The following is a 10177-nucleotide window of genomic DNA, read 5'->3' as shown; positions in this document are numbered from 1 at the left end:
GCCCGCATGGCGGAGGCGCTGGGCGAGGAGCCACGCCGCATCCCCCTGCCCGAAGGCGCCGCCCTGCTGCGGGAGGCGCCGGCCGCCCCGGCCCCCGCCGCCGCCGGCCCGCGGCTGCGCCCCCTGCTGGACGCCGCCGGGGTGGCGCGCGGCCAGTTGCTGTCCCCCGGCCCCGGCGCGCGGGAGGAAGCCGCCCGCGCCCTGCTGCGCGACGTGCTGGCCGGCGCCATCCCGTTGCGCCCCGGGCTGCGCCTGTTCCTGCAGGTCCCGGCGGAGGCGCCGGCGGCGCCCGGCCGCGGCGGCGGGGCGGAGGACCCGCGCGCCCCGGTGGCCGTGCTGCCCCTGCCCGCCGCGACGGACCGCCTGCGGCTGGAGGCGCTGCGCGCCGCCGGCTGGGCGCCCGGCCTGCTGGGCGAGGACCCTGCGGCGCTGGACTGGATGGGCGACCCCTCCCTGTGGGCGCTGGCCCCACCCGGGCCGCGCCCGCCCGCCATCCTGCCGCCGCGGCTGGTGCTGCTGGGCCCGCGCCCGAACTGGGCGCCCCCGGCCGCCCTGCACGAGGGCGCGCCGTGACCCAGCCCGCCGCCGCCCTCGGCCTGGCCGCCCTGGGCCTGGACACCGCCGACCCGCTGCGCGAGGCGCTGGCCCTGGCCGCGCTGGCGCGGGATTGCGCGGCCTCGGGCGTCGAGCGGCGGGTGCTGCACCTGCGCCTGTCCCTGCTGCCGCGGGAGCAGCGCCAGCCCCGCCACCTGCGCCTGCTGCGCGAGGCGCTGGCCCCCGCCCTGCGCCCCACCCGCGGCCGCCTGCACGAGCTGCCGGGCGGCGACCTGATGGTGCTGTCGCCCCCGCCGGGCGAGCACCTGCTGGCCGCCCGCGCCGCCGTGGCCAAGCTGCTGCCCGAGCACGCGGCGGAGGAGCTGCTGCCCCTGCTGCGCCTGCCGCAGGAGGCCGCGCGGCTGCTGACGGTGGTGGAGGCGGCGCTGGGCATGGACGCCGCGCCCGCCGCCGCCCCGCCGCCCGCCCCCCGCCCCGCCCCGCCGGAGGCCGAGTTCGCCGCCGCGCTGCGCGCCCTGGCCGGGGCGGAGATCGCCGCTCACCTGCGCCGCCGCCCCTCCTGGCGGCTGGAACCGGGGGCGGAGGCCGCCACCCCGGCACGCGAGGAGGTGCGCCCCGACCTGCCCGCCCTTTGGGAGCGCCTGCTGCCCGGCCTGGCCGCCACCCCGGCGCAGGAAGCCGCCTTCCGCCACGCCGCCCAGCGCCGCATGCTGCTGACGCTGGCCCGGCCGGAGGAGCTGCGCCAGGCCACGGCGCCGCTGCTGCCGCTGGCCCTGCCCCTGCTGGAGGAGGACGCCTTCCTGCGGCTGGAAGCGGCGCTGGGCCCGCTGGGCCGGCGTTCCCTGGCGGTGCTGGTGCCGTGGGAGGAGGCGCTGGCCGACCCCGGCGCCTGGGCCCGGCTGCGCCGCTGGGCCGGCTTCCGCGGCTGGACCCTGGGGCTGGACGGCGTGACGGAGGCCGCGCTGCTGTCCCTGCCGCTGGCGCGCATGGGCCTGCCGCTGCTGCGGCTGCGCTTCGCCCCCGCCTGGCTGCGCCACGGCGCCGCCGCCCGCGCCGCGCTGGACGCCGCCCTGCCCGGGGACCGCGCGAGCCTGATCCTGGCCGGGGCGGACGCGCCGGCCGCCATCGCCTGGGGCTGGCAGCGCGGCATCGCCGCCTTCGAGGGCCGGCTGCTGAGGGGCTGACACTTTCCGCCCGGGGGCGCATTTGCGGGGGGATGACCCCCGCCCTCGACGTCCAGGCGCTGCACAAGCACTACAAGCCCGACCGCCCGCCCGCGGTGGACGGGCTGAGCTTCAGCATCGCCCCCGGCGAGGTGCTGGGCCTGCTGGGCGGCAATGGCGCGGGCAAGACCACCACCATCGCCATGCTGCTGGGGCTGCTGGTGCCAAGTTCCGGCCGCATCCTGGCGCTGGGGCACGACATGGCGCGCGACCGCTTCCGCGCGCTGGAGCGGATGAACTTCTCCTCGCCCTACATCGCCCTGCCGCACCGCATCTCCGTGCGGGAGAACCTGCGGGTGTACGGCCACCTCTATGGCGTGCCGCGGCTGGAAGCGCGCATCGGCGAGCTGGCCCGCGCGCTGGAGCTGGAGGAGCTGCTGGACCGCCCGGCCGGCGAGCTGTCCGCCGGGCAGAAGACCCGCGTGGCCCTGGCCAAGTCGCTCATCAACCGCCCGGCCCTGCTGCTGCTGGACGAGCCCACCGCCTCCCTCGACCCCGACACCGGCGACTGGGTGCGCGGCCGGCTGGAGGCGTACCGGGCGGAATCCGGCTGCGCCATCCTGCTCGCCTCGCACAACATGGGCGAGGTGGAGCGGCTGTGCGACCGCGTGCTGATGCTGAAAGGCGGGCGCATGGTGGACCAGGGCACGCCAGCGGCGCTGCTGGCGCGCTACGGACGGGCGGACCTGGAGCAGGTCTTCCTCGACATCGCGCGCGGCACGCGGGCGGAGGCGGCGGCATGAGCGGGCCGCTGCGCCGCGTCTGGGGCCTGGTGTACCGCCACGTCGCGCTGTACCGCCGCTCGCCGCCACGCATCATCGAGCTGATGTACTGGCCCATCCTGCAGATGGTGGTCTGGGGCTTCATCACCGCCTATCTGGCCGGGGTGCAGAACAACGTGGCCTCCGCCGCCGCGGGCGTGCTGCTGGGCGGCGTGCTGCTGTGGGAGGCGGCGCTGCGCTCGCAGATGGGCTTCTCGCTGAGCTTCTTGGAGGAGATCTGGTCGCGCAACCTGGGCCACCTGTTCGTCTCGCCGCTGCGGCCGGCGGAGCTGGTGGCGGGGCTGATGACGCTGTCGCTGTTGCGCACGCTGATCGCGGTGCTGCCGGCCATGGCGCTGGCCTGGTTCCTGTACGCCTTCAACATCCTGCAGCTCGGCCCGCTGCTGGTGCTGTTCTTCGCCGCGCTGGTGATGATGGGCTGGGCGGTGGCGCTGGGGGTGGTGGCGCTGATCCTGCGCTTCGGCGCCGGGGCCGAGGCGCTGGCCTGGTCCATCCTGTTCGGGCTGACGCCCTTCGCCGCCGTGTTCTACCCGGTGTCGATCCTGCCCGACTGGCTGGAGCCGGTGGCCTACGCCCTGCCCGCCGCGCACGTGTTCGAGGGGATGCGCGCGGCGCTGCTGGACGGCCGCGCCGAATGGGGCCACCTGGGCGCCGCCTTCGCGCTGGACGCGCTGTGGCTGGCGCTGATGGCCTGGCTGTTCCGCGCGCAGTTCCAGGCGGCGCGGGTGAAGGGCGCGCTGCTGAACATCGGGGAGTGAGGCGGCGTCAGGCCGTGATCGCGCCGGTGTCGCGCAGCCAAGCCAGCAGGGGCAGCAGCGGCAGGCCCAGCACGGCGAAGAAGTCGCCCTGCACGTCGCGCATCAGCCCCACCCCCGGCCCCTCGATGCGATAGGCGCCGACGCAGTGGGTCACGTGCTCGGCCTCGCGCGCCAGGTACTCCTCCAGGAAGGCGTCGGAGAAGTCGCGCATGCTCACGCGCGGAGCGCTGACGTGGTGCCACGCGCGCTGCCCGTCGCGCCAGCCGACCACGGCGGTCACCAGCTCGTGCCGGTGGCCGCGCAGGCGCTGCAGCTGGCGGCGGGCGGCGCCCAGGTCCTCGGGCTTGTCCAGCCAGTCCTCGCCCAGCACCAGCAGCTGGTCGGCGCCGATCACCAGCGCGTCCGGGTGCCGGCGGGCGATGCGCGCCGCCTTGGCGTCGGCCAGCAGGGTGGCGGCGTCGCGCGCGCCCATCCCCTCGGCGCGGGCGCTTTCCTTGATGGCGGCCTCGTCCACCTGGGCGGGCAGCGCCTCGAAGGGCACGCCGGCCGCTTCCAGCATCCGGCGCCGGGCGCTGCTCTGCGAGGCGAGGATGAGGCGCATCAGGCGGCGCCCTGGCCCGGGCCGCCGGGCGGCGCCCCGCGGCCATCGGGCGCGGCGGTGCCCAGCACCGCGGCCGCCGGGTCCTCCGGCGCGGCCTCGGGGCCGTTGCCGCGGCGGGCGTGCCACAGCTCCACCTGCTGCATGATCAGCGCCGCCGTCTCCTCGATGGAGCGGCGGGTGACGTCGATGACCGGCCAGCCGCGCGCGGCGCACAGGCGGCGGGCGGCCAGGATCTCCGCCTTCACCGCCTCCGGGTCCACGTAGTCGGTTTCGGCCTGGCGCACGCCGCCGGCGCCGATGATCTTCAGCCGGTTGCGGCGGATGTCGATCAGCGAGGCGGCGTCGATGGTCAGCCCCACCACCGGGCAGGGCGGGTCCGCCAGCTCGGGCGGCAGGGGGGCGCCGGGCACCAGGGGGATGTTGGCCGCCTTGATGCCGCGGTTGGCCAGATAGAAGCAGGTGGGCGTCTTGGAGGAGCGCGAGACGCCCACCAGCACCAGGTCGGCGTTGCGGATGCCCGCCGTGCCCTGGCCGTCGTCATGGGCCAGCACGTAGTGCATGGCGTCGATGCGGCGGAAGTAGTCGGCGTCCATCACGTGCTGGGCGGCGCGCTTCTCCTTCGGACGGGCGCCGAACTCGGCCTGGAGCATCTGGGTGATGGCGTCCAGCGGCGAGACGTGCGGCACCCCGAGCCGGTGGCACGTCTCCTCCAGCGTGTGGCGCAGCGAGCTGTCCACCAGGGTGAAGATCACCGGCCCCGGCTCGTGCTCCAGCCCCTCGATCACCCGGTCCAGGTTCATGCGCGAGCGCACCAGGAACCAGCGGTGCTGCACCACGCCCGCGTCGTCGAAGCGGGCCAGCACGGCGCGGGCCATGGAGTTCAGCGTCTCGCCCGTGCTGTCGCTCACGAGGTGCAGGTTGGTCTGGCGTGCGGGCATGGGGTGTGGATGGCCAGGGGAGTGGGTGTGGATGGGGTGGGGATTGTGGGGGTGAAAACGCCCCGCCGCCAGCCGCCGGGGAATCCGGTGGACAACCCGCGCACCCCGGCGCACAGGGGGATGGAATCCCCGCCTGCCCTGTGGATGACGGGGGAGTCCCCGCGCGAAGGGCGGCCTTCTGCCGAGTCCGGCGCGGCGCCAGCCTGTGGACAAGCCTGTGGAATCTTCGCGCGCCGGTTGCGTCCCCATCATCCACAGGCCCCATCAACCCCCACAGACTCTTCTTCTTTTCAAGCTTTGAAGGGATAAGGCGCGCCATGTCGGACAAGCCCCTGCTCCGTGTCCTCGCCGGCGAGGCGCTGGACCCCCCGCCAGTGTGGCTGATGCGCCAGGCCGGGCGGCACCTGCCCGAGTACAAGGCCACCCGCGCCCAGGCCGGCTCCTTCATGCAGCTGTGCCTGGACCCGGAGATGGCGGCGGAGGTGACGGTGCAGCCGGTGCGCCGCTACGGCATGGACGCCGCCATCCTGTTCAGCGACATCCTGATCGTGCCCTGGGCGATGGGCCAGGGGCTGACCTTCGCGGAAGGGGAAGGCCCGCGCCTGCCCCCCATCCGCGACCGCGCCGGGCTGGAGGCGCTGGACGTGGCGGGGGCGGCGGCGAAGGCCGAGCCCATCATGGGCACGGTGCGCCGCACCCGCGCCCTGCTGGCGCAGCACCACCCCGGCGTGGCGCTGATCGGCTTCGCCGGCGCGCCCTGGACGGTCGGCTGCTACATGATCGAGGGCAAGGGCGGCGGCGAGTTCCACCACGCCCGGCGCATGATGCACGCCGACCCCGTGCTGTTCGGCGCCATCCTGGCCCGGCTGGAGGAGGCGACCATCGCCTACCTGCTGGCCCAGGCAGAGGCGGGGGCGGAGGCGCTGATGCTGTTCGACAGCTGGGCCGGGCAGTTGCCGCCGGCCGCCTTCCGGGATTTCGTCATCGCCCCGGCGGCGCGCATCCGCGCCGCGGTGAAGGCCCGCTTCCCCGCCCTGCCGATGATCGGCTTCCCGCGCCTGGCCGGGCCGGCCCTGGCGCCCTATGCGCGGGCCACGGGCATGCAGGCGGTGGCGATGGACACGGCGATGGACCCCGAATGGGCGGCGGCGAACGTGCCGCCCGGCATCGCCCTGCAGGGCAACCTGGACCCGGAGGCGCTGGTGGCCGGCGGCGCGGCGCTGGAGCGCGAGGCGCGGCGCATCCTGGCGGCGCTGCGCGGCCGCCCGCACGTGTTCAACCTGGGCCACGGCGTCGAGCAGGTGACGCCCATCGCGCATGTGGAGGCGCTGGTGCGGCTCGTGCGCGGCGACTAACAGAAAGTTCATCTTTCGCGCCGATCATGCCCGCGACCTGACAAGGAGCATGGGATGCGCATCGGGATGCGGCTGCGGCTGCTGGCCGCCATCGGCGGGGTGGCGCTGCTCACGGGCGGCGCCATCGGCGGCGTCGCCCTGTGGATGGGCGAGCGCATGGCGCGGCAGGAGGAGCGGACGGCGATCGCCGGCACAGTGGCTGCCGTGAATGCGGCGCTGGAGGCGGAGGCCGCCTCCGCCCTGCGCGCCGCCCGCGTCCTGGCGGCCGATCCCGCCCTGGCCCGGGCGCTGGCCGCGGGGGACCGCGCGGCGGCGCTGGCCGTGCTGGCCCCGCCCCATGCGGCGCTGGTGCGCGACTACGGCGCCACGCTGGTCAGCGTCTTTTCGCCGCCCGGCGTGGCCCTGGCCCGCGCCCACGCGCCCGCTGCCTCCGGCGACCTGGTGGTGCCGCGGCGCGAGACGGTGCGCCGCGCCATGGAGCGCAGCGAGGCGGCGGCGGGCCTGGAACCCGGACGCGACAGCCTGGCGGTGTTCGGCGCCGCGCCGGTGACGGCGGGCGGGCGGCTGGTCGGCGTGGTGGATGTCGGCGCGGCCCTCGGCCCGGCGCTGACCGCGCGGCTGCATGCCCAGACCGGCGCCCATGTGGCGCTGCACCGGCGCGACGGCGCCGGCTTCGCCCTGGTCGGCTCCTCGCACGGCGGCGGTGCGCTGCTGGGCGAGGGGGAGCGCGCGGCCGCCTTCGAGGGGCAGGAGGTGACGGCGCCCCTGGCCCTGGGCACCCAGGCTGGCGTGGCGCGCGCCCTGCCGTTGCGCGCCCTGTCTGGCCAGGTCGTGGGAGTGATCGAGGTGTGGCGCGACACGGAGGCAGCCCAGGCTGCCGCCCGCAAGGACAACTGGACCCTGCTGGGCGCGCTGTCCGCCCTGTTGCTGGCGGCGCTGGGCGGCGCGCTGTGGCTGGCGCGCGGCATCGCCGGACCGCTGGCGGCGGTGGGCGCGCGGCTGCGGGGCATCGCCGATGGCGAGGTGGAGGCCCCCGTCCCGCACCGCGCCCGCACCGACGAGATCGGCGAGATCGCCGGGGCGGCCGAGATGCTGCGCGGCGTGACGGCGGAGCGCGCCCGGCTGCGCGCGGAAGGCGAGCGCCTGGCCATCGCGGCGGAGGAGGAGCGCCGCGCCGCCATGGCCCGCGTGGCCGACCGGCTGGACGAGGAGCTGGGCGGGGTCAGCCGGGCGCTGAGTGCCAGCGCCGCGCGCCTGGCCACCGGGGGCGAGGCGCTGCGCGTCGCGATGGAGGAGGCCAAGGCCCTGGCCGGCCGCGCGTCCGGCAGCGCCGACGATGCATCCGGCCAGGTGAGCACCGTGGCCGCGGCGGGCGAGCAGCTTTCGGCCAGCGTGGGCGAGATCGGCCGCCAGGTGGCCCAAGCCGCGGAGGCGGCGCGTCGCGCGGTGGAGCGCACGGCCCGCACCGATGCCACCGTCGCCGGGCTGGCCGACAGCAGCCAGCGCATCGGCGAGGTGCTGCGCCTGATCGGCGACATCGCCGGGCAGACCAACCTGCTGGCGCTCAACGCCACCATCGAGGCCGCCCGCGCCGGCGACGCCGGCAAGGGCTTCGCGGTGGTGGCGAGCGAGGTGAAGGCCCTGGCCGCCCAGACGGCGAAGGCGACGGAGGAGATCGCCGCGCAGATCAACGCCATGCAGTCCGCGACCGCGGCGGCGGTGGAGGCGATCCACGAGGTGGGCGGGGCGATCGGCGAGCTGGACGGCATCAGCGCCGCCATCGCCGCCGCGGTGGAGGAGCAAGGAACCGCGACGCGCGAGATCGCCCGCAGCGTGCAGCAGGCGGCCGGCGGCACGCGCGAGTTGTCCGAGGTGGTGGGCGAGGTCTCGGCCACCGCCGCCCGCACCGGCGAGCGTGCGGAGGAGCTGCTGCACATCGGCCGCGAGCTGGGCGGCGAGGAGCGGCGCCTGCGCGCGGCGCTGGAGGACGTGACCCAGCGGCTGCGCGCCGCGTGACGGGGGCGCGAGGGGTTGAACCGTGGCCGGGCGGGGGTATGTGCAGTGCCATGCCTCGCCGCGTCGCCATCGTCCTGCTGAACCTGGGGGGGCCTGACGCCCCCGCCAGCGTCCGCCCCTTCCTGGAGAACCTGTTCGCCGACCCGGCCATCCTGCGGGTGCCGGGCTTCGTGCGCCCCTGGCTGGCCAAGCTGATCGCTTGGCGCCGCACCAAGCCGGCGCTGGAGAACTACATGATCCTGGGCGGGAAATCCCCGCTGCTGGAGCTGACCCAGGCGCAGGGCCAGGCCCTGGACGCCGCGCTGAACGACGGCGGGGAGCTCGAGTACCGCTCCTTCGTCTGCATGCGCTACTGGCACCCGATGAGCGACGAGGTGGCGGCGCAGGTGAAGGCCTGGGCGCCGGACGAGGCGCTGCTGCTGCCGCTGTATCCCCAGTTCTCCACCACCACCACCGGCAGCAGCGTGACGGCGTGGGAGGAGGCCTGCGCCAAGGCGGGCCTGTCCGTGCCCACCACCACCCTGTGCTGCTTCCACTCGGACGGCGCCTATGCCGCCGCCACCGCGCGCATGGTGCAGGCGGCCTATGACAAGGCGCGGGCGGAGCTGGACCCGGCGGTGCCGCTGCGCATTTTATGGACCGCCCATGGCCTGCCCGAGAGCATCGTGAAGGCGGGCGACCCCTACCAATGGCAGGTGGAGCAGACGGTGGCCGCGGTGACGCGCCACCTGCGCACGCCGGAGGCGGATGCCACCATCTGCTACCAGTCGCGCGTGACGCCGCAGAAATGGATCGGCCCCTCCACCGAGGCGGAGATCGAGCGCGCGGCGCACGACAAGGCGGCCATCCTGCTGGTGCCGATCGCCTTCGTCTCCGAGCACAGCGAGACGCTGGTGGAGCTGGACGTCGAGTACCGCGAGGAAGCCGACAAGCTGGGCGTGCCCGGCTATTTCCGCGTGCCGGCGCAGAACAGCGACCCCGGCTTCATCGCCGCCCTGGCCGCCCTGGCCAGGGGCGCGCTGGGCGGCGGGCGCAGCCTGTGCTCCTTCGCCGGCGCCCGGCAATGCCCGCGCCAGCACGGCGACTGCCCGCATGGGCGGGCGAAGGCGCAGGCGCTGGCGGCGTGATGGTGGAAGGGCGGCGCGCCATCTGCTAGGCTGCGCCTCCCCCCGGCCGTTCCCACCTTCCCCCCGAAGGCCATGGCCCGCATGTCGCAGACCACCGCCGATGCCCCGCTGTCCGGCTTCGCGCGCTTCGCCTCGCCCGCCGTGCGGGCCGCCATCCGCCGCCGGCTGAACGAGCTGGGCGGGGTGGTGCTGGGCGTGGGCGGGCTGGTGCTGGCCGCCGCCGTGGCCAGCCACGACCCGGCCGACCCTTCCTTGTCCACCGCCACCGACCGCGCGCCGCGCAACCTGGCCGGGCGGCTGGGGGCGCATGTGTCGGACGTGCTGGTGCAGGGCTTCGGCTGGGCGGCCTGGCTGCCGGCCCTGGTGCTGCTGGCCTGGGCGCTGCGCATGTTCACCGGGCGCGGCGTCTCGCTGCTGCCGCTGCGCGTGGCGGCGCTGGGGCTGGCGATGCCGCTGCTGGCCGCCGCCTTCGCCGTGCTGCCGGGCATGTCGGCCGGGGCGGCGGGGCCGCTGGTTTCGGCCGTGCTGCTGGTGAACCTGGAGGCGCTGCTGGGCCCGATCGGCCGGCTGGGCGCCCAGGCGGCGCTGGGGGCGCTGGCGGTGGTGGCGCTCTACGTCGCCTTCGGTCTGTCGCCGCTGGAATGGCGGCGGGCGGCGCGGGCCACCGCGCAGGGCGGCGTGGCGGCCGCCCGGGTGGGGGTGCGCCGCCGCCACTGGGTGACGCGCCCGCTGGGCTGGGCCGGCCGCAGCCTGTGGGCCGCCATGCCCCGGCGCCGCCGCGCCGAGCCCGCGGCGGACCTCGCCACCGTGCTGCGCGCCGCC

At 76.3% G+C, this 10177-nt stretch carries 10 protein-coding genes; 8 read left to right on the top strand and 2 right to left on the bottom strand.

Annotation, left to right across the window (positions count from 1 at the left end):
• The 4 genes from ACI6QG_RS19115 to ACI6QG_RS19100 form a co-directional block, all read left to right on the top strand.
• A partial coding sequence (locus ACI6QG_RS19115; RefSeq protein WP_491630755.1) for a hypothetical protein occupies nt 1–573 on the top strand: 573 nt, incomplete at its 5' end.
• Nucleotides 570–1739, top strand: a complete 1170-nt coding sequence (locus ACI6QG_RS19110) for an ATP-binding protein (RefSeq protein WP_407026184.1) — start codon at nt 570–572, stop codon at nt 1737–1739. The genes ACI6QG_RS19115 and ACI6QG_RS19110, both read left to right, overlap by 4 nt.
• Nucleotides 1740–1771: 32 nt before the next feature.
• Complete coding sequence (locus ACI6QG_RS19105; RefSeq protein ID WP_407026183.1) at nt 1772–2521, top strand: ABC transporter ATP-binding protein; 750 nt, start codon at nt 1772–1774, stop codon at nt 2519–2521.
• A complete protein-coding gene (locus ACI6QG_RS19100) occupies nt 2518–3318 on the top strand; it encodes an ABC transporter permease (protein ID WP_407026182.1) in 801 nt (266 codons plus the stop codon). Before ACI6QG_RS19105 ends, ACI6QG_RS19100 begins: the two co-directional genes overlap by 4 nt.
• Nucleotides 3319–3325: 7 nt before the next feature.
• On the opposite strand, the gene ACI6QG_RS19095 is transcribed toward ACI6QG_RS19100, so the two are convergent.
• A complete protein-coding gene (locus ACI6QG_RS19095; RefSeq protein WP_407026181.1) occupies nt 3326–3919 on the bottom strand; it encodes a Maf family protein in 594 nt (197 codons plus the stop codon).
• On the bottom strand, nt 3919–4857 hold the full coding sequence (locus ACI6QG_RS19090; protein WP_407026180.1) for a pyruvate, water dikinase regulatory protein: 939 nt from the start codon (nt 4855–4857) through the stop codon (nt 3919–3921). The genes ACI6QG_RS19095 and ACI6QG_RS19090 overlap by 1 nt, the downstream gene beginning before the upstream one ends.
• A 317-nt stretch (nt 4858–5174) precedes the next feature.
• On the opposite strand from ACI6QG_RS19090, the gene hemE reads away from it, so the two are divergent.
• The 4 genes from hemE to ACI6QG_RS19070 form a co-directional block, all read left to right on the top strand.
• Complete coding sequence (hemE, locus tag ACI6QG_RS19085) at nt 5175–6212, top strand: uroporphyrinogen decarboxylase (RefSeq protein ID WP_407026179.1); 1038 nt, start codon at nt 5175–5177, stop codon at nt 6210–6212.
• Nucleotides 6213–6266: 54 nt separating this feature from the next.
• Nucleotides 6267–8228: a methyl-accepting chemotaxis protein gene (locus ACI6QG_RS19080; protein WP_407026178.1), complete on the top strand. Its 1962-nt coding sequence runs from the start codon at nt 6267–6269 to the stop codon at nt 8226–8228.
• A gap of 50 nt (nt 8229–8278) precedes the next feature.
• A complete protein-coding gene (hemH, locus tag ACI6QG_RS19075) occupies nt 8279–9355 on the top strand; it encodes a ferrochelatase (protein ID WP_407026177.1) in 1077 nt (358 codons plus the stop codon).
• Between the two features lie 81 nt (nt 9356–9436).
• Nucleotides 9437–10177, top strand: a 741-nt coding sequence (locus tag ACI6QG_RS19070; protein ID WP_407026176.1) for a DNA translocase FtsK 4TM domain-containing protein, incomplete at its 3' end; no start/stop codon positions are given.

This window comes from Sabulicella flocculans (assembly GCF_045449635.1).
Classification (GTDB): Bacteria; Pseudomonadota; Alphaproteobacteria; order Acetobacterales; family Acetobacteraceae; genus Roseococcus.
The sequence above is the reverse complement of the archived record's forward strand: the minus strand, read 5'-3'. Positions and strand labels throughout refer to the sequence as shown.